Source organism: Actinoplanes sp. TFC3 (assembly GCF_001553785.1).
Taxonomy (GTDB): Bacteria; Actinomycetota; Actinomycetes; order Mycobacteriales; family Micromonosporaceae; genus Actinoplanes.
On the sequence record NZ_LOJP01000001.1, the window covers coordinates 372,257 to 399,146 of the forward strand.

Genomic DNA, 26,890 nt, shown 5'->3' on the forward strand with positions numbered 1-26,890 from the left:
GGCTTCCTAGATCACCAGGGCAAATGCTACTTACCGTAATTAGTCAGACGCTTGGCATTCACCGGCTTGATGCCAAACCGGCGCGGGTGCGGCGATGCCTGCCGTAGATCGCCATCCCGACCGCTACCCCCACACCGACTCCCAGCGCGGCGGCCGCCACCGGAACCGCGGGACGTTCGCGCAGGCGGCGACCGAGCGGGATGGGATAGCGGAACTCCAGCACGGGCCACCGGTTTTCCACCGCGACCCGGCGCAGCCCCCGATCGGGGTTGACCACGCTCGGATGGCCGACGGCTTCCAGCAAGGGAAGATCACTGCTGGAATCGGAGTACGCGTAACAGTCCGCGAGGTTGTAGCCGCGCCGGTCGGCCAGCTCCTGCACGCCGGTGACCTTGCTCGGCCCCGCGGCGTAGAACTCGACCTCACCGCTGTACCGCCCGTCGACGATGCCCATCCGGGTAGCGATGATGTCGGTGACCCCGAGCAGCGCGCCGATCGGCCGGACCATCTCGTCGCCCGACGCGGACACGAGCACGACGTCGCGCCCGGCAGCCTGATGCTCGGCGATGAGGGCGGCCGCTTCGGCGTACACATAAGGGTTGATCAGCTCTTGCAGTGTCTCCGCGACAATCTGCTGGACCTGCTCGACCTTCCACCCCTTGCACAGCGCGGCCAGGTAGTCGCGGGTGCGGGCCATCGTCTGCTCATCGGTGCCACCGAGGCGGAACATCAGCTGCGCGTAGGCGGATTTGACGACGTCCCGACGGCTGATCAGGCCGTCACGATAGAAAGGCCGTCCGAAGGCCAGTGCGCTGGACTTGGCGATGACGGTCTTGTCGAGGTCGAAGAATGCGGCGCTCTGGCCCACGGGCCGAAAGTGTAGCCGCAGCCGCCCGCAAATATTGCCGAGGCCGCACGCGTGCCATTTCTGGTGACGCTGGGTACTCGACGGTTGAGCGGTACTGAGGCATGCTTGTGGTGCGACTGAGATTCACGTTGTCCCAGTTTTCGCTGGCCTGCTCTGCGTTTGGCCGACTGATGTGCCGAGCGCATGGATTCTCGGTGGTTGCGCCCCCCGCGATCACCGGGTCCGATTCGGCTCGACCCCCCCGGAGCCGAATCCCCGGACGGCCCCCGTCACCCCCGACGGGGGTCGTTCCCTTTCAGGCGCCGCTGGCCTGGCTCAGGTTCGCGTCTTCCCCTTCGGCGCTTTGCTGGGTTGTCCCGAAAAGGTCGGAGAGGCCGGTGATGGCCAGCACGCGCCGGAACTCGTCGCTCGGGTTGGTCACCTTGAACGGGCAGCCGGCCTGAGTCGCGGCGTGGTAGCCCTCGATCAGCGCCCCCACGCCCGTCGAGTCGATGAAGGTGGTGCCGGCCAAATCGACGTGCAGGGCCTGCGGGCTCGCCTTGGCGACCGCGTCGCGGATGTCCTGCGCGACCTCGTCGGAGTTGGAGAAGTCGATCTCGCCGAGCACGGTGACGACCAGTGTGCCGTTGTCGCCGAGGGCGCTCCCTGTCGGGTTCTCCATGCCAACTCCAGTTGTCGAGTCACCACCAACATACCCAAGAACGGGTAGGCCTGCTCCGCTCAGGGGCGGGATCGCCGTACCACAAACACGCAGCGGCGCCGGACTTATCCACAGTGCGGGGTTATCCACAGGTTTCGCTGATCCCGGTTGAGCGAACGGTTCCGGATTCGCCACGGTGGTGCCTCAACTGCCCCCGTGACCCCTGGAGAACGAGATGTCCGCTTCCCGGAAAGGCCCCCTGCCGCTGGTCGTCACCGGCGACTCCGACCTGATCGACGATCTGGTGCGCCTGGCCGCGGCGGCCGGCACCGAGATCGACCTCGCCCCTGATCCCGCGGCGGCCCGGCCGCGCTACCCGTTCGCCCCGGTGGTCATCGTCGGCACGGATCGCGTGTCCGGCTGTCTGCTCGCCGGGATGCCCCGGCGATCCCGGGTAGTGGTCGCCGGCTACTCCTCGGGCATGACGGAGCGCGAAGAAGCCTGGGACCGTGCCAAGGAGCTGGGTGCCGAGCATCTGGCCCTCCTGCCCGAAGCCGAGCCTTGGCTGTTCAAGAGCCTGGTCCAGTCGGTCCAGCCGCCGGTTCTCGGGCTCTCGATCGCGGTGCTCGGCGGGCGCGGCGGGGCCGGCGCCAGCACACTCGCGGGCGGCCTCGCGATGACGGCCGTCCAGCGCGGTCTGCGTACCCTGCTGCTCGACGCCGACCCGCTCGGCGGTGGGCTCGACCTCGTCCTCGGCTGGGAGAAGTTCGACGGCCTGCGCTGGGCCGCCCTGGCCGAGGCGGGCGGCCACATCGAGGGCCCGGCGCTGTTCGGTGCCCTGCCCCGACTCGGTGACTTGGTCCTGCTCTCCTTCGCCCGCGACGAGCTGCTGGTTGTGCCCAGTTCGACCATGGAACAGACGCTGGCGGCCGCCCGCAACCAGCGGGACCTGACCGTGATCGACGTGCCACGGCGCCTCGACGACGCGGCGGTGCTCGCCTTGGAGGCGGCGGACCGCGCGCTGATCGTCGTACCGGCCGAGGTGCGCGCCGTGGCTGCGGCCTCCCGGGTGGCGGCTACCGCGCGGCTGCACTGCAAAGACCTGCAGGCGGTGGTTCGCGGGCCGGCACCGGGTCGGTTGAAGCCCAGCACGGTGGCCAGGGCGCTGGAGCTGCCTCTGGCGGGCACGCTGCGTCCGGAACAGGCCCTGCTGCAGGGGTTGGAGCACGGGGAGGCGCCAGCTCAATCGGGTAAGGGGCCGCTGGCCGAGCTGTGCCGGGCTCTGCTGGCCACTTGGCTGGACCCTCATAACGGCGAGGCTGCGGCATGAGCCACGCACTGCTTTCGTCCTCCGGCCCGGATGGTGAGGCTGCGGCATGACTCTGGCGGAGCGGGTTCGGCGGTACATGGCTGAGGAAGGTATTGAGGCGACGTCGTCCGCGCTGGTCGGTGCGGTGCGTCAGGAGGCGGATGCCGCGGTTCTGGGCGACACCACGGTGTTGCGCATGGCCGGGCGGATGCGCGACGAGCTGGTAGGTGCCGGTCCGCTAGCGCCGTTGCTCGATGATCCCGCGGTTACCGACATCCTGGTGAACAGCCAGGAGGTCTGGGTGGACCGTGGGCGGGGTCTGCAACGGGTGGCCATCGATCTGGGCGGGCCCGGGGAGGTGCGGCGGCTGGCGCAGCGGCTTGCGGGTGCTTGCGGGCGGCGCCTTGACGACGGTCTTCCGTACGCCGATGCTCGCCTGCCCGACGGCACCCGCCTGCACGCGGTGCTGCCGCCGGTGGCCACGACTGGGCCTTACCTGTCGTTGCGAACCTTCCGGCAGCGCCCGTTCGCCCTCGCCGACCTGGTCGAGCAGGGAACCGTGCCGCCCGCCCTCGCCGAGGTGCTCGAGGCGGTGGTGGCCGCGCGCCTGGCGTATCTGGTGACCGGCGGCACCGGCTCGGGCAAGACGACGTTGCTGGCGACGCTGCTCGGGCTCGTACCGGTCACCGAACGCATCGTGCTGGTTGAGGATGCGGCCGAGTTGCGGCCGGTGCATCCGCACGTGGTGGCGTTGCAAGCTCGAACGTCCAACGTGGAAGGCGCCGGGTCGGTCAGCCTCACCGAACTCGTCCGCCAGGCACTGCGGATGCGCCCGGACCGCCTGGTGGTCGGCGAGTGCAGGGGCGCTGAGATCGCGGATTTGCTCACCGCCCTCAACACCGGGCATGACGGCGGTGCGGGGACGCTGCACGCGAATGCCCCGGCCGACGTACCGGCTCGGCTTGAGGCGCTGGGCCTGCTCGGTGGGCTGCCCCGGGCGGCACTGCATGCGCAGATCAACGCCGCGTTACAGGTGGTGCTGCACCTGCGCCGGTTACCGCGGGGGCGGGTGCTCGACTCGATCGGGGTGCTGCTGCCGAGCGGGGAGCAGCGGCTGACCACCGTCGTACCGGCCTGGCATCGTGGCCGCGGCACCGGGCCGGGTTCGGTGACTCTGGCCCGGCTGCTGAGCGAACGCGGTGTCGCGGTGCCGCCAGTCCTGGGATCGCAGCGATGATGCCGCCCGCTCACCTGATGGCCGCGGCGTTGCTGCTGGTCGCGGCGCTGCTGGTGCTCGTGCCGGTGTCCGTGGGCCTGGAACGCCTCGGTGGCAGGGCAGCGGCACCTGGCTTTTCGATGCCGGACCTGCGCGCGATCGCGGCGAGATCGCATCGGCGGTTCATGGTGCTGGCCGCCGCGAGTGCGGTGCTTCCCGGCTTCCTGGGCGGCGGTGTTGTCGGGGCGCTTCTCTGCACTGCTTATGCCGTCTTGGTCGCTCACCTGCTGGCGAAGCAGTGGACAGCTCAGCGGCGGGCGGCGCAACGGGAACGCGATCTGGAGGACTTGACCGCGCAGGCCGCCGACCTTCGCGCCGGGGCCGGGCAATCCGTGAGTATCGGTGGGCGTCTGGGGGAGCTGGCGAACGCGGCGGGGCAACTGGCCGATCGCATCGGCGCGCCGGTGGCCGACCTGCTCGACCGCATCGAGGCCGACGCCCGTACCGCCGATCGGATCCGGGCCAAGGCAACGGCCGAAGCCGCCGGAACTCGGGCCACGTCGTTGCTGCTCGCGTTGCTCCCGCTCGGTGGCATCGGGCTCGGCTACAGCATCGGCGCCGATCCACTCGACGTCCTGCTGCACACCCCGGCGGGCGCCGGTTGCGCCTTGACTGCGGCTCTTCTGCAAATAGCCGGGGTGCTGTGGACCGAACGTCTTACCCCGGAGCCGGCGCCATGACCATCCCGCTGTGCGGCGCCGAAGCCGTCCTGCGCCCCGGCGGTCCGGTTCGGGTTCCGCTGCAACCCTGCTGCATCGCTGCCCTGCTCAGAGCCATTCACGATCAGAGACCGCTCTGCCCGTACGTCCGCAGCGCCACCCGCCCCGTCTTGGCCGACGTGAAGGAGGCCGCATGAGGCAGCGCATCATGGTCGAGCTCATCTGTGCCGTGGCAGTGCTCTGGTACGCCGGGCAATGGTGGGGTGTGCCGATCGCGGGCGGGGTGGCGTACGGGATCGATCGAATTTTGAAACGGCAGGTTCCCGCCGCCGTGCGGGCCCGGCGCGACCGAGCGGGAGCCGATCTTCCCCTGGCCGCCGACCTGCTGGCGGCGGCCCTGCGCACGGGCGTGCCGGTCGATCGCGGGCTGGCGGCGGTGGCCGATGCCCTGCGGGGTCCCCTGGGGGAAAGCCTCGACCGGGTCGCCCGGGCCCTGCATCTCGGCGCCGATCCGCCCGAGGCGTGGTCCCACCTCATCGATGTGCCCGGCACCACCCGGCTGGTGTCCGCGGCAGTCCGGTCAAGTGTCAGCGGCGCCGCCTTCTCCGGTGCCCTGACCCGCCTGGCCGACGATCTGCGAGCCGACCGGGCGATCGCCGCCGAAGCCGCGGCCCGTCGCGCCGGCGTGCTGATCGTGCTCCCGCTCGGCTTGTGCTTCCTGCCCGCCTTCATGCTCGCCGGCCTGGTGCCGGTCGTTGTCGCCGCGCTCGGCGACGTGTTCTGAGATGTCCGTTCCGTTTCATCAGAGGAGAACTTCGTGAATCGACTGCTGACGCGCCTGGCGCAGGCCAACAAGGACGACGGCATGAGCACCATCGAGTACGCCATGGGTTCGCTCGCAGCCGCGGGGCTCGCGGCTGTGCTGTACAAGGTCGTGCAGAGCCCCATCGTCCAGACCGAACTGAACGATGTGATCGCGCGGGCCTTCGGCTGATGGCGCGCCGGTGGTTCGCCGCAGGACGGGACCGCGGGGCGTTCACGGCGGAGCTGGCGGTCGGGCTGCCGGTGCTCATGATCTTTCTCTTGACCGGTCTCACCGCAGTAACCGCGGCAACGGCCCGGGCCCGCTGCGAGGATGCCGCCCGCGAAGGCGCCCTGCTCGCAGCCCGAGGCGGCCCGGCGGTCGAACGGGCCGCCGAGATCGCCCCGGGCGCGGTCGTCGAGGTCACCTCGGGGGAGCTGCCCGCCGACACAGTGACGGTTCGCGTAACGGTGCGGGTGGCGGTCCTCGGCGCCCGCCTGCCCGCCCTGTCGGTGCACGCCGACGCCACCGCCGCCCGCGAACCAGGGGCGGTCCCATGATCGCCACTGACGCGCGTGACCGGGGTGCGGCTTCGCTGCTCATCCTGGCGCTTGGGCTGGTGATGGTGCTGGCGGGGATGGCCGGGGCGCAGGTCGGAGCGGTACGAACCGGGCGTCACGAGGCGCGCACGGCGGCTGACCTGGGCGCGCTCGCGGGAGCGATGCGGGCGGTGGAAGGTGCCGAGGTGGCCTGCGCGCGGGCGGGTGAGGTCGTGGCGCGCAACGACGCCGAGATGCAGGCGTGCCGGGTGGAAGGGCTTGAGGTGGTGGTGGCCGCGAAGGTGTCGCTCGTGCTGGGCGACACCTCCGCGACCGCTCGCGCCGGCCCAGCCCGGTAAGCGCGGCGCGGTGACAGCTCAGGTGGGGAGGTGGGTGAGGACTGCGTCGAGCACGTTGACGGCGCGGTGTTTGTCGAGGGGGTTGTTGCCGTTTCCGCATTTCGGGGATTGGACGCAGGAGGGGCAGCCGGTTTCGCAGGTGCAGGTTGCGATGGCTTCGCGGGTGGCCGAGAGCCAGGCCGCTGCTGTGGCGTACGCGCGCTCTGCGAAGCCGGCGCCGCCGGGGTGCCCGTCGTACACGAAGACTGCTGGGCTCTCGGTGTCCTGGTGGTTGGCCGTTGAGAGGCCGCCGATGTCCCAGCGGTCGCAGGTGGCCATCAGCGGAAGCAAACCGATGGCGGCGTGCTCGGCGGCGTGCAGGGCGCCCGGTACGTCCGGCGCCTCGACCTTGGCTCGCAGCAGCGCTTCGGGCGTGATCGTGAACCAGACCGCCACCGTGCGAAGCTGCCGCGGCGGGAGGTCCAGCGGCCGGGTGTCGATCACTTCGTTGGAGCCGATGCGGCGGCGCTGGTACGACACCACCTGGTTCGTCACGTCGACCTCGCCCAGGAACAGGCTCACCGGGCCGGCGTCCACGCGGTTCCGGATGGATACCACCGAGAGGTCCGTGACGTCGCGGGCGTGCGTTGACCAGTCCGGGTTGGCCGCGTGCACCAGCGCAACCGTGTCCTCCAGGTCGAGCTCGTCCACCACATAGGTCACGCCCTGGTGCAGATACACCGCGCCTGGGTGCAACATGGCGTGCGACGAGCCCTGGTCGACCGTGCCCAGCAGCCGCCCGGTGGCCGATTCCACCACCGCGACCGGGGCGCCGCCGGTGCCGCGCAGGTCAACCTCGGGGCGGCCGGTGTGCGTCCAGTACCAGCCCGACGGGCGTTTGCGCAGCGCTCCGGACGCGGCCAGCGCTTCGACCGCCTGGCGGGCCGGTTCACCGCCGAACAACTCCAGGTCGCCCGGCCGCAACGGTGCTTCGGCGGCGGCGCTGCACAGCTGGGGACCGAGGACATACGGGTTGGTGGGGTCGAGCACGGTGGCTTCCACGGGCCGGCCGAACACCGCCTCGGGATGATGGACCAGGTACGTGTCGAGCGGGTCGTCGCGGGCGATCAGCACGGCCAGCGCCTCACCACCGGCTCGGCCCGCCCGGCCCGCCTGCTGCCAGAGCGATGCCCGGGTGCCCGGGTAGCCGCAGATCAGCACCGCGTCCAGGCCCACCAGGTCCACCCCGAGTTCGAGGGCGTTGGTGGAGGCCAGCGCGAGCAGCTCGCCGGACAGCAGCGCACGCTCGATCGCCCGGCGGTCCTCCTTGAGGTAGCCCGCTCGGTACGCCGCGACGCGTTTGCCGAGCCCGGGCACCACCTCGTCCAGCGAGCGGTGGGTCATCGTGGCGACCACCTCGGCACCGCGGCGGGAGCGGACGAAGGCCAGCGTCCGGGTGCCCGCCACCACCGCGTCCGTCAGCAGATCGGCCGTCTCGGTGAGCGCCGAGCGCCGGGTCGGCGGCAGCTCGGGTTCCTCGCCGGGCAGCAGCGGCGGCTCCCACAACGCGAACGTCACCGCTCCGCGCGGCGAGGCGTCCTCGGTGACCGCGGTGACCGGCAACCCGGTCAGGCGGGCCGCGGCGTCGGCCGGATCCCCCGAGGTGGCCGAGGCGAGGACGAACGTGGGGTTGCCGCCGTACTGGGCCGCGAGCCGGCGCAGGCGTCGCAGCACGTGGGCCACGTGCGACCCGAAGACGCCACGGTAGGTGTGGCATTCGTCGATCACTACGTACGACAGGCGTCGCAGAAATATCGCCCACTTGGCGTGGGCCGGCAGCAGGGCGTGATGCAGCATGTCGGGGTTGGTGAGCACGAACCGCGAGTGCTGGCGGATCCACTCGCGTTCCTCGCGCGGGGTGTCACCGTCGTAAGTGGCCGGCCGCACACCGCCGACGCCCAGACGTACCAGGGTCCGCAGTTGATCTGCCGCAAGCGCCTTGGTGGGGGAGAGATAGAGCACTGTCGCGCGCGGATCGTCCACGAGCCGGCTCAGCGCCGGCATCTGGTAGGCGAGCGACTTGCCCGACGCCGTGCCGGTGGCGATGACGACATGGTTGCCGGCGTGGGCGTGCCCGGCGGCGGTGGCTTGATGCTCCCAGGGCTCGAATCCGTACGCGTCGCGGAGGACCTGCGGAACCCAGGGCGGCCAGGTCACCGTACGGCCGATGCGGGCTTCAATGCGTTCGATGTGGGTGACCGGGGACTCCTCCGGCGAGGACCGCCCGGCTCTTAACCGGTGCAGTAGTTCCGCTGGTCCGAGTGCCTCCAGTCCGCTGCGCGCGGCCGGAATGCCGGGAACAGTCGTGGTCACGTCCTGCACTCTGACACCGGTATGGCTCGAACCCCAAACGGGTAGGAGGCGGGGTGCGACGCGGCGGGCAGTGACGCGCGGTGGTTAGATTCGCTGGGGAGATCGCAGGCATGCCTGGGAGGAGGACCGATGGAGCTGTCGCTGACGACTCGGACCGTCGGCGAGCACACGGTGCTCGACGTGGGCGGTGAAGTCGACGTCTATACGGCGCCACGACTGCGGGAACGACTTGTCGAGCTGGTCGACGGTGGTTCGCGTCATGTCGTGGTGGATCTGGCTCGCGTCGACTTCCTGGATTCCACGGGTCTCGGCGTGCTGGTCGGGGCGCTGAAGCGATTGCGCGCCGCGAGTGGCACGTTCGGGCTGGTCTGCGCCAAGGAGCCGCTGCTCAAGATTTTCCGGATCACCGCACTGGACCAGGTGTTCCCGATCTACCCCTCGATCGAAGCGGCCACCTCGACGTCGTCCGGCGACAACCCCCCGACGGCGTGATGGCCACGGTACGGCTGTCCTTCTCGCCGGCTCCCGTGCATGTCCGCACGGCCCGCCTGGTCGGCGTTGCGGTCGCTCGGCGCGCGGGGGTCGCCGAGGAGCTGCTGGACGAGGTTCGCCTGGCCATCGGCGAGGCTTGCACCCGCGCGGTCGCCCTGCACAACCAGTACCGCATCCCGGACCTGGTCATGGTGGAAATGTCCGACTCGGATTCGTACATGGTTCGCGTCATCGATCGCGCGCCGATCGAGGCGAGCATCGGCCTGACCAAGTTGCCGCCCGACGAGCTGGCCGACGAGTCGCTCACCGACGAGGCGCTGACCACCGGCGTGGGTTTCGCGCTACTCGCCGGCTTCGTCGACGACCTGCAGGTCCGCCCGGTTGACGAGGGTGCCGGCACCGAGGTCAGGATGGTCTGGCCGGTCGGCCGCCGCTGACGTAACCGTACTTCACCAGGCCGTCGCCCCTCGGGCGGCGGCCTGTTTGCCGTTTGGCGCAAAGATCACGCCGCTGGGCGCAGCGCATGGGAAAAGTCGCCGGGAGCGCCGAAGCTTAGGGCCTTCGCCGGGCGATTGCCAACCGCTTACACAGCGAAGAACATCACCACGATACGGCCTACCCGTATGTGACCATCACCACGTTCGCCCATTACAGTACGTCGGTAATCAGCTACTGCTCCTGGGTTCCGCGGCCCGCGGGACCCGGTTTCGTCGTCTCCCCGCCCGCGGGGATGCACCGGGCAGACTCGTCCGCTGCCCGGCGCGGTCGGTGTACAGGAGGACATTGATGTCCGGAAGCTCCACAACCCTCGCCGCGGAGAGCGGCGGGGGGTCCTTGTCCAGTTCGAACGTCACGTTCATCATCGTGGCGATCGTGTTCGCGCTGGTAGCGCTCGCCTTTGCCGCCATCTTCGTGCAGTCGGTGCTCAAGGCCGGCCGGGGCACGACGAGCATGCAAGAGATCGCCGGAGCCGTGCAGGAGGGCGCTACGGCGTACCTCATCAGGCAGTTCCGGACGCTGGCGATCTTCGTCGTGATCGCCGTCATCCTGCTGTTCCTGCTGCCCGTGCACGGCGACAGCGACAACGAGACCGCTGTGAAGATCGGCCGGTCGCTGTTCTTCATCGTGGGCGCCCTGTTCAGCTCGTTCATCGGCGGGGCCGGCATGGCGCTGGCCACCCGGGCGAACCTGCGGGTGGCCGCGGCGGCCGGCGAGTCGGGCGGGCGGGAGAAGGCGATGGGCATCGCCTTCCGCACCGGCGGCGTGGTCGGCTTTCTCACCGTCGGCCTGGGGCTGTTCGGCGGCGCGCTGGTCGTGTTGATCTACCGCGGGGACGCCCCGACGGTGCTGGAGGGCTTCGGCTTCGGGGCCGCGCTGCTCGCCATGTTCATGCGGGTCGGCGGCGGCATCTTCACCAAGGCCGCCGACGTCGGCGCCGACCTGGTGGGCAAGGTCGAGCAGGGCATCCCCGAGGACGACCCGCGCAACGCCGCCACCATCGCCGACAACGTGGGCGACAACGTCGGTGACTGCGCCGGCATGGCCGCCGACCTGTTCGAGTCGTATGCGGTCACGCTGGTCGCGGCGCTGATCCTCGGCCAGGCGGCGTTCGGCCAGGACGGGCTCATCTTCCCGCTGATCGTCTCCACTGTCGGCGTGGTCATCGCGATCGTCGGCGTGTTCATCACCCGGCTGCGCGCGTCCGACCGCAACGGACTGACCGCCATCAACCGCGCGTTCTACATCTCCGCGGTGCTGAGTGCGATCATTGTGGCGATCGTCAGCTTCATCTACCTGCCGGACTCCTTCGCCGGATTCAACGACACCTCGCTGGACGCCGGAGTTGTCGCCAGCGGCCGCAATCCGCAGCTCGTTGCCATCGGCGCGGTGGTCATCGGCATCGTGCTGGCCGCCGCCATCCAGGCCCTGACCGGCTACTTCACCGAGGTCGAGCGGCGCCCTGTGCAGGACATCGGCAAGTCCTCGCAGACCGGCGCGGCCACCGTCGTGCTCGCCGGCATCAGCGTCGGCCTCGAGTCGGCCGTCTACTCCGCGTTGCTGATCGGCGCCGGTGTATACGGTGCGTTCCTGCTCGGCGGCTCGTCGATCACGCTGTCGCTGTTCGCCGTGGCGCTCGCCGGCACCGGCCTGCTGACCACCGTCGGCGTGATCGTGGCCATGGACACTTTCGGCCCGATCTCCGACAACGCGCAGGGCATCGCGGAGATGTCCGGCGAGGTCGACGAGCGGGGCGCGCAGATCCTCACCGAGCTCGACGCGGTCGGCAACACCACGAAGGCGATCACCAAGGGCATCGCGATCGCGACGGCGGTGCTCGCGGCCACGGCGCTGTTCGGTTCGTACACCAACACGTTGCAGTCCTCGCTTGCCGACGCCGGCATCTCCGCCGACCGGATCGGCGCCGAGGTGCTCGGGCTGCTCAACATCTCCAACCCGCGCAACCTGGTGGGCCTGCTGGTCGGTGCCGCTGTCGTGTTCCTCTTCTCCGGTCTGGCCATCAACGCGGTTTCCCGCTCGGCCGGCGCGGTCGTGATGGAGGTACGGCGGCAGTTCCGCGACTTCCCGGGCATCATGGACCGCACGCAGCGCCCCGAATACGGGCGAGTTGTGGACATCTGCACCCGTGACGCCCAGCGCGAACTGCTCACTCCGGGTCTGCTGGCCATCATGGCGCCCATCGCTGTCGGGTTCGGACTGGGCGCCGGGGCGCTGGCGTCGTACCTGGCCGGGGCGATCGGGGCGGGCACGCTGATGGCGGTGTTCCTGGCCAACTCCGGTGGGTCGTGGGACAACGCCAAGAAGCTGGTCGAGGACGGCGCGTTCGGCGGCAAGGGCTCCGACGCGCACGCCGCCACGGTCATCGGTGACACCGTCGGCGATCCGTTCAAGGACACCGCCGGCCCGGCCATCAACCCGCTGCTCAAGGTGATGAACCTGGTCTCGCTGCTGATTGCGCCGGCCGTGGTGGCGTGGAGCGTGGGCACCGACAAGAACACCGCGCTGCGGGTGAGCATCGCGGTCGTGGCCGCGCTGATCATCGTGGCCGCTGTGGTGTGGAGCAAGCGCAAGCCGATCTCGATGGGCGACGAGGCACCGTCTCCGGCCTCGCCGTCGGAGCGGGTCAGCGCCTGACCGGAAGCGGTCGCGGAGGGCACCCGGCGCTCGCCGGGTGCCCTCCGCCGCGCGTTGGCCGTACGCTGCACATCATGCGCACGGCCCGCACGTTTTCCTTACTCCTCGTTTGCTCGCTCGTCGTGACGCTGGGTGCGTGTGCGAGCGGCCCGGCGCCGCGCGCGTGGGCCGCTACCGTGTGTCAGGTCCTGGCGCCGTGGCGCACCGAGATCGGCAACCTGACCACCCGCACCCAGCAGCAGATGAACGTGGCGACCACCCCCGGTCAGGCCAAGGAAAACCTGATGCGGTTGTTCGGCGGGGCGCAGGACGCCAGCGAGAAGGCGCGCAAGGGCGTCGCGGACGCGGGCGTGCCCGACGTCGACGGCGGTAAGAAGGTGGCGGACGGCTTCACCACCTCGCTCAGCGCCATGCGTGACGCCTACGGCAAGGCCCGCTCGGGCATCGAAGCGCTCACCACCAGCCCGGCGAAGGACTTCTACGCCAAGGTCGCCATGGTTGTGCAGACGCTTAACACCGAATACCAGGCCAGCGAGCTGGACACCAGTAACCTGTCGTCCGTGGAGCTCAAGGAGGCGTTCGACGAAGCCCCCGAGTGCCGCTGACCATGGCGGAGCTCGGATGGCCTCTCATCCCGCGCGAGGTCCTGCCCGCGCCGGTTGAGCCGGTCCATCCACGCCGTCCCCGCACTGCCGTGCCCGCCCCTCCCGGCGGCAAGCAGTTGTCCGTTTTTGGCGTCGAAGCGGTCGACCCCTCCCTCGCCGATCTGGCCGGGCTGCTCGCCGGTCCCGGCCGGCTCGGACGAATGGGAGGAACCGGCCGGGTTTCCGTACGCGTGGATGCCGCGTGGCGGGTGCACGTGCTGGTTCAGGAGCTTGTCGGCCGGGGACTGGTGGTCAACTGGCACCCGATTCTGGAGAACCCGCCCGAGGAACGGGTGGCGGAACTCACGGCAGTACCCGTGGATCAGGAATCCGACGAAGATCCATCGACCCCTGCCGACCCGGCCGTGCGGGAAGCCGAGAGGACCGTCGCTTTCGAGGTACGGACGGCGTACAGCAGCAGGTTGAACGCCCTTGCCACCGCCTGGCCGCCACCGTCCGGGAAGCTGTTTCTCAACGGCTCGCGGCTGCGCTTGTGGGTGGCCGCCGCCGGAACGCCTACCCGCCACGGGTACACCCTCGGTCTGGATCCCGACGCCTCGCTTGACAAGGCGGTCGATGCCGCGCTGACCCGGGTCGGGCTGGCGGGCACCGTTCAGCCCGCCCGGACGTACGAGATCGCAGGTCGCAGGCGTCTCGCCCGGCTGGCGGAACTGGTCGGCGAACGCCCGGATGCGGCCCCGGCGAGGCTGTGGCCCGGCGGCGCGACTGCATGATCTTCCCCGATTGTGTGCGGCAAGGGGCTACGTTCCCGGTGTACGGTGACGCCGTCGGACGCGTGCGGTGGCCGGGCCGTTACCATCCGACTTCTTGACCTGCCCGGGGAATGGGAGCTCGTCCGGCGCGTTACGTTGAACGTCCGCGTGCCCGTCGTCCGCGACGGGCCGGGCGCATGAGTCGAAGTTTGGGAGTGCCGTGCCGAGCAATGCCAGGACGACCCGTCTGGTCATCGTCGAGTCCCCGTCGAAGATCAAGACCATCGCCGGCTACCTGGGCCCCGACTATGTCGTCGAGGCCTCCTTCGGCCACGTCCGCGACCTGCCGAAGAACGCCGCCGACGTCCCCGCCAAGTACAAGGGCGAGTCGTGGGCGCGGCTCGGAGTCGACGTCGACAACGGCTTCCAGGCGCTCTACGTGGTCTCCGCCGACCGCAAGGCGCAGATCGCCAAGCTGCAGAAACTCGCCAAGGAAGTCGACGAGATCCTGCTGGCCACCGATGAGGACCGCGAGGGCGAGGCAATCGCCTGGCACCTGGTCGAAACGATCAAGCCCAAGGTCCCGGTCAAGCGGATGGTCTTCCACGAGATCACCCGCCCGGCCATCCAGGCCGCCGTCGCAAACCCGCGCGAAATCGATCGAGACCTGGTCGACGCGCAAGAGGCCCGGCGCATCCTCGACCGTCTTTACGGGTACGAGGTCAGCCCGGTCCTCTGGAAGAAGGTGATGCCCCGGCTCTCCGCGGGCCGGGTCCAGTCGGTCGCCACTCGCATCGTGGTCGAACGCGAGCGGCAGCGCATGGCGTTCCGCTCGGCCGAGTACTGGGACATCAACGCCCAACTCGCCGTGCAGGGCCAAGTCGAGGGCCCCCGCACCTTCAGCGCCACACTGATCGCGCTGGACGGCGACCGCATCGCCACCGGCAAGGACTTCGAACCCAACACCGGCAAAGTGCGCCCCGGCGCCTCGGTGGTGCACTTGGACGGCGACGGCGCCCGCGGGCTGGCCGCCCGGCTCGAGGACCGGCCGTTCGCGGTCACCCGGGTCGAGGAGAAGCCGTACCGGCGCAAGCCCTACCCGCCCTTCATCACCTCGACCCTGCAGCAGGAGGCCGCGCGTAAGCTGCGGTATTCCTCGTCGCAGACCATGCGCACGGCCCAGCGGCTGTACGAGAACGGTTACATCACCTACATGCGAACCGACTCGGTGAACCTCTCCGAGACGGCGCTGACCGCGGCCCGCCGGCAGATCGCCGAGCTCTACGGCGAGCGCAACGTGCCGACCCAGCCCCGCCGCTACACCGGCAAGGCCAAGAACGCCCAGGAAGCGCACGAGGCGATCCGACCCGCAGGGGAGAATTTCCGCACCCCCGGCGAGGTGGCCAATGAGCTCTCCACCGACGAGTTCCGGCTGTACGAGCTGATCTGGCGCCGCACGATCGCCTCCCAGATGACCGACGCGGTCGGCAACTCGGTCTCCATCCGCATCCGCGCCACCTCCACCGCGGGGGAGGAGGCGGACTTCGCGGCGACCGGTAAGACGATCACCGACCCCGGCTTCCTGCGCGCCTACGTCGAGTCCTCCGACGACGAGAACGCCGAGGCCGAGGACGCCGAGCGTCGCCTTCCCAACCTGGTCAAGGACCAGCCGCTGACCGCCGAGGAACTCGCCGCGGCCGGCCACCACACCTCACCGCCCGCCCGCTACACCGAGGCGTCGCTGGTCAAGGCGCTGGAGGAGCTGGGCATCGGCCGCCCGTCGACCTACGAGTCGATCATGCGAACAATCCAGGACCGGGGGTACGTGGAAAAGCGCGGTCAGGCGCTGATCCCGTCCTTCCTGGCGTTCGCGGTCATCGGGCTACTCGAAGGCCACTACCCGCGCCTGGTCGACTACAACTTCACCGCCGCCATGGAAAGCAGGCTCGACGACATCGCCGGTGGCGACCACGCGTCGCTGGACTTCCTCACGTCCTTCTACTTCGGTAGCGAGACCGCCAGCGCCGAGGACGCCATCGCCCGAGCCGGCGGCCTGAAGAAGATGGTGACCGAGAACCTCAGCGCCATCGACGCGCGCTCGGTCAACTCCATCCCGCTCTACACCGATGACGAAGGACGCAACGTCGTCGTCCGCGTCGGTCGCTACGGCCCCTACCTGCAGCGCCAGCTCCCGGAAGCCACCGAGGAGTCAGCCGACGACCGCGTCTCGATCCCCGAGGGCGTGGCTCCCGACGAGCTCACCCGGGAGAAGGTCGACGAGCTCTTCCTCGGCGGTGGTGGCGAGCGCATCCTCGGCCAGGACCCGGCCAACGGCGACGAGGTCCAGGTCAAGTCCGGCCGCTACGGCCCGTACGTCCAAGCCGGCGAGCGCACGTCCTCGCTGTTCCGCAACCAGACCCCGGACACGCTGACCCTCGACGAAGCCCTCAAGCTCCTCACCCTGCCCCGCATCCTCGGCACCGACCCCGAGGGTGCCGAGATCAGCGCCGCCAACGGCCGCTACGGCCCGTACGTCAAACGCGGCACCGACTACCGCTCGCTGGACAGCGAAGAAAAGCTGTTCACGGTCACCCTCGACGAGGCCCTGGCCCTGCTGGCGGCACCCAAGACCCGCCAGCGCCGAGCAGCAGCCCCGCCGCTGCGCGAGATGGGCCCCGACCCGGCGACCCAGAACCCGCTGGTGATCAAGGACGGCCGCTTCGGCCCGTACGTAACCGACGGCGAGTACAACGCATCGCTGCGGCGTGGGCAGACGCCGGAGGAACTGACCCTCGAACAGGCCTCCGAGATGCTGGCGGAGAAGCGAGCCAAGGGTCCGGCGCCGAAGAAGAAGGCAACCAAGAAGGCCGCGGCGAAGAAGACAGCCGAGCCGGCCAAGAAGGCTGCAACCAAGGCCACGGCTAAGAAGGCGCCGGCCAAGAAAGCCACGGCGGCCAAGGCTGTGAACGGGGCGCCCGCAGCCAAGAAGGCGGCTGCCAAAAAGGCTGCCCCGGCAAAGGCCGCCGCCTCGGCCGAGTAGTCGCCTGCCAAGTTGGCACATCGAAGGGCGTGACGACTTGTTGCGCGACTAGTAGTCTTGTGCTCGGTAAGTAGGGCGCTGCCGATTCCCGGCAGTCCTGGCTAGCTGAGGAGTGTGTGCCATGCTGGTTGAAGCTGTGCGACCAATCGAGCGGGGTGATCACATGCTGCGGGCCGATGACGTGGCTGCTGTGATCATCGCCCGGTCTGGCCCTTGGATCGACGTTATGAGCGTCCAGAAGCTCTTGTTCTACGCTCAAGCGTGGAAGCTAGCGATCACCGATGAGCCGCTATTCGCTGAATGCTTCGAAGCGTGGCCAGAGGGACCCGTACTGCCGTCCGTCCTTCTTGCCCGCCAGGGTGGATGGGCCGGTCAGCAAATTTTGCGAGAGTCGGCACAGGTGGCCTTGAGCGACGAAGCGTCGAATTTGCTGACGCTGGTGCTGCGGACCTACGGCTCACTCTCCGCAGATCAATTGGAAGCGCTCGTCAAAACTGAATTGCCGTGGCAGGAAGCACGTGCCGATTTGCCCGAGGGTGCTCGCGGTGCGGAGCTCATCAGTGAGCAGTCGATGGCACAGTTCTTCCGTTCGCATCGTCGCCTTGATGGCAGGAATGCAGCCTTCCTGGCGACTGTCGGTATTCACGTGTGGGAGTCGGGGTTTATGGTCCCGCCTGATATTGACGCGTTTATTGAATCGCTGGGCCCGGAGTTTTCGGACCCCGGAGACCACCCGTGGGGCAGCTCGAATCTCGACCCGGGTCCGAGATACGACGGCGAGGGTACTGAGGAGGAGCGCCGCCCGGCCGATACGGGTGCCTGATCGTGGGATTAAGCGACGAGGGGCAACGCCACCAAGTGGTGTTCGACTGCAACGTGTATCTCGACGTGGCGCGCGTCCTGGGCGAACCATTCACCTGGGAGAAGTTCCTCGCTATGTCAGCGAGGCTGAACGCAGTCCCATTGCCGCATCCAATCGATGGTGCATTCGATTCTTTGCGCGCGATTGCCGTCACCATGCCGGGCTGCTTCCCCGGACAGGGGGCGCTCGAGGTCTGGACGTCCAGCCATATCGACAGGATGGTGCGAGGTAAAGCGGTGCAGTCCGCCGATCGTGACCCGGTATCAGGGGAGTGTGGTCTGGGCTGGAGCAAAAAATCTGGTCAGGCCCTGGTTGATGACCTGATCCATGGTCTTGCCGACGAGTGCGGCGGCACTCTCGGCCGCACAGATACGGACGGTAAACCGCCTCTCGATCATGAGGATGGCCTGATCTATGGAGCTTGCCAGACCCTGACAGGCATAGACGGCTTGGCGCGAGTCTACTGCGTGACGCGCGACCGGGAGTTTTTGCAGTTCTACAGTAAAGGGAGGTTGCGAAAGCACAGCCGAGTGATGTCGCCGGCGACCTTCGTGGCGTATCTGCGGCATGCCTCAGCAACGGCGTCCATTCGCAGATTTCCTAGACCGTCGTGACGAGTTCTGCTGAACGAGTGCAGCTAGTCGCCGAGGACCTGGTGCAAGTAGGCGTTGGTGAAGACTCGGGCTGGGTCGAGCTGGTCTCGTACCGCTAGGAAGTCGTTGAATTTGGGGTAGGCGCGACGCAGGGACTCCGCGTTCCGATAGTGCATTTTGCCCCAGTGCGGCCGGCCTCCCAGCGGCTCGCACACCGCTTCGAAGGCGCGGAAGTAAGGCTCGTAGGGCGTGCCCGAGTACTGGTGGATCGCCACATATGCGGAGTCGCGGCCGTAGCCGTGGGACAGCCAGATGTCGTCGGGGCCGGTGAAGCGGACCTCGACGGGGAACTGGATTTTGAACGGCAGGGTTTCGATGATGCGGGGCAGGGTGGCCAGCACTTCGGGGAGGTGTTCGCGGGGGATTTCGTATTCCATCTCCACGAAGCGAACTCGGCGGGTGGTGCAGAAGACCCGGTCCGAGCGGGCTGTGTACGTACGGGCGGTCAGTGCTCTGGCCGCGACTGCGCTGATTGCCGGGACCATTGCGGGGATCTTCTGGCCCAGGCGGCACGCGCCCTCGAAGACCGTGTTCGACAGGAACTCCTCGTCCAGCCAGGTGCGCAGGCCGGGCAGCGGGCGGTCGGCCACCTCGACCTTGTTGTTGCGCTTGAGCTGCGCACGGTCGGTGTACGGATACCAGTAGAACTCGAGGTGCTCGTTGCTCTCGATCTCCGACGGCAGGCCCCTCAGCACCTCGGCCAGCGGCATCGGGCGCTCGTCGGCCAGCAGGTAGAACGCCGGTACGCAGCGCAGCGTCACCTCGACCAGGATGCCCAGCGCACCAAGGCTGAGCCGGGCCGCCGGGAACAGCGGTGATGCCGAGTCGATGTGCAGCACCTCGCCCGTGCCGGTGACCAGGGTGACCGCCTCGACCACGGAGGCGAGCGTGGAGTGCTTGGCCCCAGCGCCGTGCGTACCCGTCGAAATGGCTCCGGCAATGGTCTGCTGGTCGATGTCGCCCAGGTTGGGCATGGCCAGCCCCAGCTTGGCCAGCACCTCGTTGAGCTGGTGCAGCGGCATGCCCGCCTCGACGGTGACCAGATTTCCCTCCACCGACACCAAACGGTTGAGCCGGCTCAGCACCACGCGCTGGTCGTCGGCCACCGCGATTGCGGTGAAGGAGTGGCCGCTTCCTATCGCTTTGACCTTTCGGCCTGTGGCCATTGCCTCCTTGACCAGGGCCGATACCTCGTCCACGGTGCCGGGGGTGAGAACGTTCGCGGCGTGGGAATGCTGGTTGCCGCCCCAGTTGCGCCAGGTCAGATCAGTCACGCGAGGGGTCCTGTCGGGGGGAGGGGGCGAGAGGGGATGAACGGACAGTCGCACAAAACCGGTAATGCCGGGTGACGTTGGCGTCCCGTCGATGCCCCTCGCTCGTTGATCCGAGTAACGTTCCGATTATCACTGCTGAGAGGGAGTGGCGACGCGTGTCGACACCAACCGTCACCACCGGACCGCTGCGGCGCGTACCGGTGCAGGGCAGAAGCGTTGCCCGGGTTCAGCGCATGCTCGATGCCTGCGCCGAGCTGGTCGATGAGGTCGGGTACGAGGGCCTGACCACCACCCTGCTGGCCGAACGCGCCGAAGTAGCCATCGGCTCGGTCTACCAGTTCTTCCCCGACAAGCGGGCCATCGTGCAGGCCCTGGCCATGCGTAACATGGACGCTTACCTGCAGAGCCTGTCCGCGCGCTTCGCCAACGAGACGTTCGCCCACTGGTGGGACGGCGTTGACGCGGCGATCGATGCGTACATCCACATGCACCGCAGCGTGCCCGGCTTCCGCACGCTGCACTTCGGCGACGTGGTGGACCTGCACCTGCTCGACGCCGAGCGGGACAACAACGCCGTCATCGGTGACCGGCTGGCCGAGCTGCTGGTCGAGCAGTTCCAGCTGATCGACCGGGCTCGGCTGCGGTTCGCGCTGCTGATCGCGGTCGAGTCGGCGGACGCGCTGATCAAGCTCGCGTTCCGGCGTGAGGTGACCGGCGACGAGGCCGTGCTGATCGAGGCCAAGGCGCTGATCAGGGAATACCTGCACCGTCACGTGCAGGCCTGACCCACGCCGGTCAACCGAGGAACGCATACCCCTCTCCCCGGTACGTCGGGGCTGGCGCCGCCGTGTCGCCGTCGATGAGGTGCACCTCATTGACGTGCTCGCAGGGCTCGCCGGCCTTGGCGTGACGGAACCACACCCGGTCGCCGGGACGCAGCTCGTCGGCGGCCGGACCGACCAGCGGGGTCTGCACCTCGCCGGCGCCCTCGTCGGCGCGGAAGCGCAGGCCGGCCGGGAGCCACGGAGTGGGCTGGCGGGACGGGCCGGTGGGACCGGAGGCAATCCAGCCGCCGCCGAGCACCGTGGCGATCCTCGGGGCCGGGCGGCGGACCACCGACAGGCCGAAGAAGGTCGCCGGGGTGGGCTGCCACGCCCGGTAGGCGTCGAACAAAGTGGGACCCATCAGCCCGGAGCCAGCGGTGAGCTCGGTGACCGAGGGGTCCGCGGCGGTGAGGGCGAGGCTGCCCGTGCCGCCGCCGTTGACGAACTCCAGGTCGGCGTGCTGCCGGACCGCCCGGACGGCGGCCATGCGACGGCGGAGCAGCTCGGGCAGTGCCCGGCGCTGCATCACCCGGATCGCCCGGGCGCGCAGGGCCTGGCCGGGTGGCTTGTCGCCGACACCGGCGATGTGGGCCTCGTACGCCATCATGCCGACGAGCCGGAAGCCGGGCCGCGCGACCAGGCGGCGGGCCAGCTCACCGGCCTGCGCGGCGGAGTGGACGGGGGAGCGGCGGACCCCGATGTGCATCGGCCCGGAAGGGCGCCACGAGGCGTCGAGTTCGAGGCAGATCCGTACGTCGGGGCGCCGGCGCGGATGCGTTACCGCATCGACCACGTCGAGGTGGGCCGTGCTGTCCACCATCAGGGTGATCGCGGCGGCCAGTTGCGGGTCGCCGGTGAGCTCGGCGATCGCGGTGCGGTCCACGGTCGGATAGCCGACCAGCACGTCGTCGCTCACGCCGGTGCGCACCAGCCAGATGGCCTCTTTCAACGTGTACGCCATGACGCCGGCCCACTCGGGCCGTTGCAGGACGCGCTCCAGCAGCGCGCGGACCCGTACCGACTTGCTGGCCACCCGGATCGGCTTTCCGGCCGACCGCAGCGCCAGTGCGGCGGCGTTGGCGTCGAAGGCGGCCAGGTCGACCGCGGCCAGCGGCGTCTCCAGGGTCGCCGTTGCGCGGTCCAGCCGCGTCTGTAATGCCAGGCGTTCAGCGATCACTTTTGCAACCTATCGGCTCGAGAAGCAACGCGAAAGACATTCATTTATGTGCTACCCGGACGGGCGCAGCCACGGTGAGCTGCGAGCGCCCGTTAGAGTGCTTCGGGCAGGACAACGGGGAGGTTGGGGTCATCGATACGGACAAGAGCACGCCACGCGACGCCGGGCCGGTTGACCTGTCCGGGGTTGCCGCGCTGCGCTCCGTACTGCGCATCCGACCCTTCCGCCGGCTCTGGCTCGTGCTCAGCGTGGCCTCGTTCGGCGACTGGATCGGCATCCTCGCCACTGCCCTGTTCGCCTCACAGCAGGTCAGCGGCAGCGTCGCGCAGGGCAGCGCGTTCAGCAGCACGATCGCGATCCGCCTGCTGCCGGCGCTGATCCTCGGCCCGATCGCCGGCGTGATGGCCGACCGCTTCGACCGGCGCTACACGATGGTGATCTGCGACATCCTGCGCTTCATCGTGTACGGGTCCATCCCCGTGGTCGCCCTGGTCAGCACCTCCGGCGGCCTCACCGTAACGTGGACGGTCATCGCCACCTTCATCGGCGAGACGATCACGCTGATGTGGATCCCGGCCAAGGAAGCCGCGGTGCCGAACCTGATCCCCAAGGGCAGGCTCGAGGCATCAAACCAACTTTCCTTGATCACCACGTACGGCGTCACACCCATCCTCGCGGCTCTGGTGCTCGCGGCGCTCGACGGCGTGGTCCGCGGACCCGTTGGGGGCCTGCCCACCTGGGCCTCCCCGGTGCAGATCGCGCTGTACATCAATGCGCTGTCACGAGCCGCCACCGCCGCTGTGGTGTTCTTCGGCATCAAGGAGATCAGCGAGGGCCGCCAGGAACGCCAGCAGAAAAACGCCGAGCAGAGCATGTTCCGGCAGTTCGTCGAGGGCTGGCGTTACATCGGGACCACTCCGTTCGTACGGGGACTGGTCCTCGGCATCTTCGGAGCCTTCGCCGGGGCCGGCATCGTGGTCGGCACGGCCCGCTTCTTCACCGCCTCCCTGGGCGCCGGCGACGCCGCGTTCTACCTGCTCTTCGCCACCCTGTTCATCGGCCTGGCGATCGGCATCGGCGCCGGCCCGGCCATCGTCAAGGAACTCTCCCGGCGGCGCTGGTTCGGCATCAGCCTGGTGCTCGCCAGCGGCGCGGTGGCCTTCCTGTCCGTGGCGTTCCACCTGTCCATGGCCTTGTTCGGCGCGCTTTTCGTCGGCGCTGGCGCGGGCATGGCGTTCCTCGCCGGCGTCACGCTGCTGGGCGGCCAGGTAAACGACGAGGTACGCGGCCGCGTGTTCGCGGTTGTCCAGATCGGTGCCCGCCTGGTCCTGCTGCTGGCCATCTCGCTGGCTGGCCTGCTCGTCGGCCTGGGCAGCTCGCGCACGGTTCACCTGGGCGGTGTCTCGTTCGACATCTCGTCCACCCGGGTCCTGCTGCTGGTCGCTGGGCTGGGCGGCATCTGGTCCGGGGTGACCGCCTTCCGCCAGATGGACGACAAGCACGGCGTACCGGTCCTGGCCGACCTGTGGGGCGCGATCCGGGGGCGGCCGCTGTCGCCGGTGGAACCCTTTGCTCGTACCGGAATCTTCGTGGTCTTCGAAGGTGGCGAAGGAGCCGGCAAGTCGACGCAGGTCACCCGGTTGTCCGAAACCCTGATCGCCGCGGGCGAGGACGTCGTGGTGACCCGCGAGCCGGGCGCAACCGACGTGGGCGCACGCATCCGCAGCCTGGTGCTCACGAAAGACACCGACGCTGACGCGCCGTCACCCCGAGCAGAAGCCCTGCTGTATGCCGCGGATCGGGCCCATCACGTGGCAACAGTGGTACGTCCAGCGCTCGCCCGCGGCGCCGTAGTGATCAGTGACCGATACGTCGACTCGTCCCTGGCGTACCAGGGCGCCGGCCGGACACTGCCGGTGCAGGAGATCTCCTGGCTGTCCTCATGGGCGACCGGCGGCCTCAAACCCGACCTCGTGGTGCTGCTCGACGTCGACCCCACCGTCGGCCTGGGCCGGGTGGACTCCCGCGGGGCAGGTCAGGACCGGCTCGAAAGCGAATCCCGAGCCTTCCACGAACGCGTGCGGTACGCCTTCCTGGACCTGGCCTCCGCAGACCCGAAGCGTTATCTGGTGCTGGACGCGGCGCGCCCGGCCGAGGAGATCGCGAGTGCGGTGGCGACCCGGATCACTGCGCTGATCGCAGGGGAGGAGCATCATGCTGCCCCCGATGTCACGGACACCCCGCCCGGGGTGGATCTGAACGCACCCGACCTCATGACGTCCGCCGCCGACCCGACCATGGTGCTGCGTCCCTCTGCCGCCGATTCAACTGTGACGATGCAGGCGGGTGCTGCTGATCCAACCGTTGTGGTGCGCGCGGGGGATGCTGATCCGACTGTTGTGGTGCGGGCGGGGGCTTCGCCGGATGAGACGTCGGTAATTTTGCCCGCTGGGGCGCCAGCTTCTGACCGTACCCAAGTCCTGCCCTCCTCCCCTGCTTCTCCCCCTCCTGGGCCTGACGCCACTCAGGTGCTTCCGGCGGGCGAGGATCCGGGCGGGCTGGGCGACAAGCGGGGAACGAGCGAGAATTGACGCCATGAGTGTGTTCGCCGACCTGGTCGGGCAGGACGAGGCCGTCGAGACGCTGACCCGGGCCGCCGCGGCCGCGGCCCGCATCGTCACCGGAGACACCGGCGCGGGCACCGGCGCGATGACCCACGCGTGGATCTTCACCGGCCCGCCCGGCTCCGGCCGCTCCGTCGCCGCCCGCGCGTTTGCCGCAGCTCTGCAGTGTCAGCGCGGCGGCATCGGTTGCGGCGAGTGCCACGGCTGCCACACCGCGCTCGGCGGCACTCACGCCGACATCCGGTTCGTGGCACCCGAAGGCTTGTCGATCAGCGTCAACGAGATGCGCGCGCTCGTCCTGCGAGCCAGCAGCGCCCCCACTGGCGGTCGCTGGCAGGCCGTGGTGATCGAGGACGCCGACCGGCTCACCGAGGCGGCTGGCAACGCCCTGCTCAAGGCGATCGAGGAGCCCCCGCCCCGCACGGTGTTCCTGCTCTGCACGCCGTCCACGCACCCGGACGACATCTCGGTGACCATCCGGTCGCGCTGTCGCGTCGTAGCGTTGCGGCAGCCGCCGGCCCAGGCCGTAGCCGAGGTTCTGGTACGCCGTGACGGCGTCGCCCCCGACACCGCAGCATGGGCAGCGGCGGCAGCCCAGGGCCATGTCGGCCGGGCCAAGCGGCTGGCCGGAGATGCGGATGCTCGAACCCGTCGTGAGGCGGTGCTCGCCGTGCCGCGCCGCCTCACCGGGGTGGGAGCGTGCTTCGAGGCCGCCTCGGCCCTGATCGAGGCGGCCGAGGCGGAAGCCAGCGCGGCGTCCGTGGAGTCCGATGGAGCTGAGCGGGCCGCCCTCGAACAGGCTCTTGGCGCGGGCGGCACCGGCCGGGGTGCCACCGGTGCCATGCGTGGTGCCGCAGGTCAGATCAAGGACCTTGAGAAGCGGCAAAAGTCCCGGCTGACCCGGGCGCAGCGCGACTCGCTCGACCGGGCGCTGGTCGACCTCGCGGGCTTCTACCGGGATGTCTTGATTACCTCATGGCGCGCACCGGTGGGCGTCGTGCACACCGACACCGCTGCCCAGTCGGCTGCTGCGGCGGAAAAGTGGTCGCCCGAGAGCACGCTGCGACGCCTGGAAGCGGTGCTGGCCTGCCGTGAAGCCATCGAGCAGAACGTCAAGCCCAAGATCGCGGTGGAAGCGATGATGCTCGGCCTGTGGCGCGGCTGAACGCCAACTGTCAGATTTAATCCACATCGGACGCCGAGACGGATGCGTCCCGCTCCTTGCACCGGGTACGGTTCGGTGCCGTAACGCAATCAATGCGGTACGCGCGGTAAGGAGCCGACGGATGCCCCGCGAGATCGACGAGGCGTGGATCGACGAGGCCATCGAGCGCTACCGGCGCTTGGACGCGTTGCGCGCGGAGTTCGACCAAGCGGTCAAGGCCCACGTCGTGACGGTGCACTCCCCGGACGACACGGTCGAGGTGCTGGTGACCGCCGCCGGCGACATCACTGACGTACACATTCGTGGCTCCCTGCAGCATCGGAGCCCATCTGACCTGGCCAGGGAGGTGCAGGCGGTGATCGTGGATGCGGCTGACGCGGCCCGCTGGGCGCGCGAGAAATTGCACGGAGAGATCTTCGGCGCCTTCCGGGCTTTGGGAGAGCTGTGATGATCGAGGTCGTACGGGCGCTGGAGACCATTACCGATCAGCTGATCACAGTGGAACGTACGCTGCCGGGTCACGCGGTGTCGCCACACGCTTTTGGCGCGGACCACCACGGCGGCGTGCCAGGCAAGCTGGGCAAACGGCTGCACGACTTATGGACCGAGGTTCTCGAGGCGCGTTCGCAGGAAGCCAGCACCCTGACCACCCGGCTGACCGAACTGACCGCGGCAATAGAAACAACCGCGCAAACCTACGACCAAACCGACGACGAAACCGCCCACCGGATCCGTCGCCTGAACCGGGCCGATTGATGACCCTCGACGACGTACTGGGTACGGCCACCCCCCTCATCCGCCGCGTGGACACCATCCTGCGCACAACCGGAGCGCCACCCGACCACGCAGTATGGACCGAACTCCGCCGCGTCCGGCTACTCCCGGGGGATGCGGTGCACGCCGTAGCCGCCCTCCGCCCGGCCGACCTCGCTGAAGCCCCGCCGGACCTGCAAGCTGCCGCAGACACATGCACGGCGCTGGCCGGCTCACTACCGGGCCCCGGCGAATGGGCAGGGGAGGCGGCCGAAGCCTACGACCGCACACGCCTGACCGTTGCCGATCAGGTAAGCGGAACCCCGGACAGCCTCGGCTCGCGCCTGCACGCCACGGCGCGATTGGCTGATTCGCTGATCACGTGGATGCGGGACACCCAGGCCAAGCTGGCCATGACTTTGGTTGCGGCGCTTGCCTCGGTGGAGGCAGTGGCGCTGACCGGGAACGCGGCGAGCCTGGCCTCAGACGACGAGATCGAGGCAGCGGCAAAACTCGCTAGTCAGATCTTGCAGGTGGTGGGGGACGCTTACGACCAGGCCGACGATTTGGTACGCGCGTCGCGGGAACTGCGGGTGGCTGCGTGAGGTGGTGCTGGGCTGGGGCGGCGCTTGAGGGGTTGGTGAGGGCGCTGGTTACTGCGTGATGGGCGGTGCTGCGTGATGTGCGGTGCTGCTCGCTCCAAAGCCCTGCC

The 26,890-nt window shown here is 69.1% G+C and carries 26 protein-coding genes; 21 read left to right on the forward strand and 5 right to left on the reverse strand.

Features of this window, described 5'->3' with window-relative positions:
• Window positions 1-58: 58 nt before the first annotated feature.
• Both TFC3_RS01690 and TFC3_RS01695 read right to left on the reverse strand, forming a co-directional pair.
• Window positions 59-868 (reverse strand): HAD family phosphatase, encoded by an 810-nt coding sequence (locus TFC3_RS01690; protein WP_067494635.1) that lies wholly within the window; start codon window positions 866-868, stop codon window positions 59-61.
• 295 nt (window positions 869-1,163) lie between these two features.
• Complete coding sequence (locus tag TFC3_RS01695; RefSeq protein WP_067494638.1) at window positions 1,164-1,529, reverse strand: STAS domain-containing protein; 366 nt, start codon at window positions 1,527-1,529, stop codon at window positions 1,164-1,166.
• 214 nt (window positions 1,530-1,743) lie between these two features.
• Between TFC3_RS01695 and ssd the strand changes: the two genes are divergently transcribed.
• The 7 genes from ssd to TFC3_RS01730 all read left to right on the forward strand — a co-directional run bounded on the left by ssd (window position 1,744) and on the right by TFC3_RS01730 (window position 6,452).
• Window positions 1,744-2,838: a septum site-determining protein Ssd gene (ssd, locus tag TFC3_RS01700; RefSeq protein WP_067494641.1), complete on the forward strand. Its 1,095-nt coding sequence runs from the start codon at window positions 1,744-1,746 to the stop codon at window positions 2,836-2,838.
• A 46-nt stretch (window positions 2,839-2,884) separates the two neighbouring features.
• On the forward strand, window positions 2,885-4,054 hold the full coding sequence (locus tag TFC3_RS01705) for a TadA family conjugal transfer-associated ATPase (RefSeq protein WP_067494644.1): 1,170 nt from the start codon (window positions 2,885-2,887) through the stop codon (window positions 4,052-4,054).
• Window positions 4,051-4,773 (forward strand): type II secretion system F family protein, encoded by a 723-nt coding sequence (locus TFC3_RS01710; protein ID WP_236717934.1) that lies wholly within the window; start codon window positions 4,051-4,053, stop codon window positions 4,771-4,773. The genes TFC3_RS01705 and TFC3_RS01710 overlap by 4 nt, the downstream gene beginning before the upstream one ends.
• A gap of 172 nt (window positions 4,774-4,945) precedes the next feature.
• Window positions 4,946-5,536, forward strand: a complete 591-nt coding sequence (locus TFC3_RS01720; protein WP_067494653.1) for a type II secretion system F family protein — start codon at window positions 4,946-4,948, stop codon at window positions 5,534-5,536.
• 33 nt (window positions 5,537-5,569) lie between these two features.
• Complete coding sequence (locus TFC3_RS35230; RefSeq protein ID WP_236717935.1) at window positions 5,570-5,746, forward strand: DUF4244 domain-containing protein; 177 nt, start codon at window positions 5,570-5,572, stop codon at window positions 5,744-5,746.
• Complete coding sequence (locus TFC3_RS01725) at window positions 5,746-6,114, forward strand: TadE family type IV pilus minor pilin (protein WP_067494656.1); 369 nt, start codon at window positions 5,746-5,748, stop codon at window positions 6,112-6,114. Before TFC3_RS35230 ends, TFC3_RS01725 begins: the two co-directional genes overlap by 1 nt.
• A complete protein-coding gene (locus TFC3_RS01730; protein ID WP_082771808.1) occupies window positions 6,111-6,452 on the forward strand; it encodes an Rv3654c family TadE-like protein in 342 nt (113 codons plus the stop codon). Before TFC3_RS01725 ends, TFC3_RS01730 begins: the two co-directional genes overlap by 4 nt.
• 18 nt (window positions 6,453-6,470) lie before the next feature.
• Here the strand turns inward: TFC3_RS01730 and TFC3_RS01735 are convergent, their stop codons facing one another.
• Entirely contained in the window at window positions 6,471-8,804 is a 2,334-nt protein-coding gene (locus tag TFC3_RS01735) for a DEAD/DEAH box helicase (RefSeq protein ID WP_067505735.1), read from the reverse strand.
• A gap of 129 nt (window positions 8,805-8,933) precedes the next feature.
• Here TFC3_RS01735 and TFC3_RS01740 point away from each other — a divergent pair, with 129 nt between their 5' ends.
• The 8 genes from TFC3_RS01740 (at window position 8,934) to TFC3_RS36680 (ending at window position 18,322) form a co-directional block, all read left to right on the forward strand.
• Window positions 8,934-9,296 carry an STAS domain-containing protein gene (locus TFC3_RS01740; protein ID WP_067494658.1) on the forward strand — a complete coding sequence of 121 codons (363 nt, stop codon included), beginning with the start codon at window positions 8,934-8,936 and terminating at the stop codon, window positions 9,294-9,296.
• Window positions 9,293-9,733, forward strand: coding sequence for an ATP-binding protein (locus TFC3_RS01745; protein ID WP_067494661.1), 441 nt, complete (start codon window positions 9,293-9,295; stop codon window positions 9,731-9,733). The genes TFC3_RS01740 and TFC3_RS01745 overlap by 4 nt, the downstream gene beginning before the upstream one ends.
• 349 nt (window positions 9,734-10,082) lie before the next feature.
• On the forward strand, window positions 10,083-12,449 hold the full coding sequence (locus TFC3_RS01750) for a sodium-translocating pyrophosphatase (protein WP_067494663.1): 2,367 nt from the start codon (window positions 10,083-10,085) through the stop codon (window positions 12,447-12,449).
• 74 nt (window positions 12,450-12,523) lie between these two features.
• Window positions 12,524-13,054, forward strand: coding sequence for a hypothetical protein (locus TFC3_RS01755; RefSeq protein WP_067494666.1), 531 nt, complete (start codon window positions 12,524-12,526; stop codon window positions 13,052-13,054).
• 89 nt (window positions 13,055-13,143) lie between these two features.
• Window positions 13,144-13,827: a hypothetical protein gene (locus tag TFC3_RS01760; RefSeq protein WP_236717936.1), complete on the forward strand. Its 684-nt coding sequence runs from the start codon at window positions 13,144-13,146 to the stop codon at window positions 13,825-13,827.
• 199 nt (window positions 13,828-14,026) lie between these two features.
• Entirely contained in the window at window positions 14,027-16,846 is a 2,820-nt protein-coding gene (gene topA / locus TFC3_RS01765; RefSeq protein WP_067494669.1) for a type I DNA topoisomerase, read from the forward strand.
• Between the two features lie 121 nt (window positions 16,847-16,967).
• A complete protein-coding gene (locus TFC3_RS01770; protein ID WP_082771810.1) occupies window positions 16,968-17,669 on the forward strand; it encodes a Panacea domain-containing protein in 702 nt (233 codons plus the stop codon).
• A gap of 2 nt (window positions 17,670-17,671) precedes the next feature.
• Complete coding sequence (locus TFC3_RS36680) at window positions 17,672-18,322, forward strand: hypothetical protein (RefSeq protein ID WP_153040061.1); 651 nt, start codon at window positions 17,672-17,674, stop codon at window positions 18,320-18,322.
• 23 nt (window positions 18,323-18,345) lie between these two features.
• On the opposite strand, the gene TFC3_RS01775 is transcribed toward TFC3_RS36680, so the two are convergent.
• Window positions 18,346-19,635, reverse strand: coding sequence for a D-arabinono-1,4-lactone oxidase (locus tag TFC3_RS01775; protein ID WP_067494675.1), 1,290 nt, complete (start codon window positions 19,633-19,635; stop codon window positions 18,346-18,348).
• 155 nt (window positions 19,636-19,790) lie between these two features.
• Between TFC3_RS01775 and TFC3_RS01780 the strand changes: the two genes are divergently transcribed.
• Window positions 19,791-20,420, forward strand: coding sequence for a TetR family transcriptional regulator (locus TFC3_RS01780; protein WP_067494677.1), 630 nt, complete (start codon window positions 19,791-19,793; stop codon window positions 20,418-20,420).
• Between the two features lie 10 nt (window positions 20,421-20,430).
• Here TFC3_RS01780 and TFC3_RS01785 read toward each other — a convergent pair whose 3' ends face one another.
• Window positions 20,431-21,636, reverse strand: coding sequence for an amino acid deaminase/aldolase (locus TFC3_RS01785; RefSeq protein WP_067494680.1), 1,206 nt, complete (start codon window positions 21,634-21,636; stop codon window positions 20,431-20,433).
• Between the two features lie 239 nt (window positions 21,637-21,875).
• Between TFC3_RS01785 and tmk the strand changes: the two genes are divergently transcribed.
• The 5 genes from tmk (at window position 21,876) to TFC3_RS01810 (ending at window position 26,783) form a co-directional block, all read left to right on the forward strand.
• Window positions 21,876-24,227: a dTMP kinase gene (gene tmk / locus TFC3_RS01790; protein WP_369819662.1), complete on the forward strand. Its 2,352-nt coding sequence runs from the start codon at window positions 21,876-21,878 to the stop codon at window positions 24,225-24,227.
• A gap of 4 nt (window positions 24,228-24,231) precedes the next feature.
• Window positions 24,232-25,425 (forward strand): DNA polymerase III subunit delta', encoded by a 1,194-nt coding sequence (locus tag TFC3_RS01795; protein ID WP_067494683.1) that lies wholly within the window; start codon window positions 24,232-24,234, stop codon window positions 25,423-25,425.
• A 121-nt stretch (window positions 25,426-25,546) separates the two neighbouring features.
• Window positions 25,547-25,873 (forward strand): YbaB/EbfC family nucleoid-associated protein, encoded by a 327-nt coding sequence (locus TFC3_RS01800; RefSeq protein ID WP_067494686.1) that lies wholly within the window; start codon window positions 25,547-25,549, stop codon window positions 25,871-25,873.
• Window positions 25,873-26,181: a type VII secretion target gene (locus TFC3_RS01805; protein ID WP_067494689.1), complete on the forward strand. Its 309-nt coding sequence runs from the start codon at window positions 25,873-25,875 to the stop codon at window positions 26,179-26,181. The genes TFC3_RS01800 and TFC3_RS01805 overlap by 1 nt, the downstream gene beginning before the upstream one ends.
• A complete protein-coding gene (locus TFC3_RS01810) occupies window positions 26,181-26,783 on the forward strand; it encodes a hypothetical protein (protein WP_067494691.1) in 603 nt (200 codons plus the stop codon). Before TFC3_RS01805 ends, TFC3_RS01810 begins: the two co-directional genes overlap by 1 nt.
• Window positions 26,784-26,890 lie beyond the last annotated feature (107 nt).

Bases quoted from the DNA above. Each gene is read 5' to 3' on its own strand.
- TFC3_RS01800 (WP_067494686.1), top strand. From the start codon at position 25,547: ATGCCCCGCGAGATCGACGAGGCGTGGATCGACGAGGCCATCGAGCGC.
- TFC3_RS01725 (WP_067494656.1), top strand. From the start codon at position 5,746: ATGGCGCGCCGGTGGTTCGCCGCAGGACGGGACCGCGGGGCGTTCACG.
- TFC3_RS01695 (WP_067494638.1), bottom strand. From the start codon at position 1,529: ATGGAGAACCCGACAGGGAGCGCCCTCGGCGACAACGGCACACTGGTC.
- TFC3_RS01770 (WP_082771810.1), top strand. From the start codon at position 16,968: ATGCTGGTTGAAGCTGTGCGACCAATCGAGCGGGGTGATCACATGCTG.
- TFC3_RS01805 (WP_067494689.1), top strand. From the start codon at position 25,873: ATGATCGAGGTCGTACGGGCGCTGGAGACCATTACCGATCAGCTGATC.
- TFC3_RS01710 (WP_236717934.1), top strand. From the start codon at position 4,051: ATGATGCCGCCCGCTCACCTGATGGCCGCGGCGTTGCTGCTGGTCGCG.
- TFC3_RS01755 (WP_067494666.1), top strand. From the start codon at position 12,524: ATGCGCACGGCCCGCACGTTTTCCTTACTCCTCGTTTGCTCGCTCGTC.
- TFC3_RS01810 (WP_067494691.1), top strand. From the start codon at position 26,181: ATGACCCTCGACGACGTACTGGGTACGGCCACCCCCCTCATCCGCCGC.
- TFC3_RS01795 (WP_067494683.1), top strand. From the start codon at position 24,232: ATGAGTGTGTTCGCCGACCTGGTCGGGCAGGACGAGGCCGTCGAGACG.
- ssd (WP_067494641.1), top strand. From the start codon at position 1,744: ATGTCCGCTTCCCGGAAAGGCCCCCTGCCGCTGGTCGTCACCGGCGAC.
- TFC3_RS01705 (WP_067494644.1), top strand. From the start codon at position 2,885: ATGACTCTGGCGGAGCGGGTTCGGCGGTACATGGCTGAGGAAGGTATT.
- TFC3_RS01730 (WP_082771808.1), top strand. From the start codon at position 6,111: ATGATCGCCACTGACGCGCGTGACCGGGGTGCGGCTTCGCTGCTCATC.
- TFC3_RS01720 (WP_067494653.1), top strand. From the start codon at position 4,946: ATGAGGCAGCGCATCATGGTCGAGCTCATCTGTGCCGTGGCAGTGCTC.
- TFC3_RS01740 (WP_067494658.1), top strand. From the start codon at position 8,934: ATGGAGCTGTCGCTGACGACTCGGACCGTCGGCGAGCACACGGTGCTC.
- TFC3_RS01750 (WP_067494663.1), top strand. From the start codon at position 10,083: ATGTCCGGAAGCTCCACAACCCTCGCCGCGGAGAGCGGCGGGGGGTCC.